Source organism: Campylobacter concisus (assembly GCF_002092855.1).
In the GTDB taxonomy this organism is placed as follows: domain Bacteria; phylum Campylobacterota; class Campylobacteria; order Campylobacterales; family Campylobacteraceae; genus Campylobacter_A; species Campylobacter_A concisus_AI.
Genome location: NZ_LVLC01000028.1, coordinates 1 through 388, shown reverse-complemented (window position 1 = coordinate 388; position 388 = coordinate 1). Strand labels below are relative to the sequence as shown.

Sequence of the window (388 nt, the reverse complement as noted above, 5' to 3'; positions counted from 1 at the left end):
CCACCTAACCGGACAAAAGCCCGGAGAGACACCGTACTCGATGTTTGACTACTTTGAGATAAGTGGCAAAGACTATCTGGTTATCGTCGATGAGAGTCATGTGAGTTTGCCACAGTTTAGGGGCATGTATGCGGGCGATAGGAGCCGCAAAGAGGTGCTTGTGGAGTATGGATTTCGTTTGCCATCAGCGCTTGATAACAGGCCACTTAAATTTGATGAATTTATAAGTAAAAAGGCGAAATTTCTTTTTGTCTCAGCTACGCCAAACGAGTACGAGCTTGGTATCAGCCAGGGGCACGTCTATGAGCAAATTTTGCGTCCTACCGGGCTGCTTGACCCGATCATCGAGATAAAAGATAGTGACAACCAAGTTGAGGTGCTATTTGAC

The 388-nt window shown here is 46.4% G+C and carries 1 pseudogene; it reads left to right on the top strand.

Features of this window, described 5'->3' with window-relative positions:
• Nucleotides 1–388 (top strand): annotated as a pseudogene (locus A3223_RS07520) (excinuclease ABC subunit B); the annotation flags it as partial.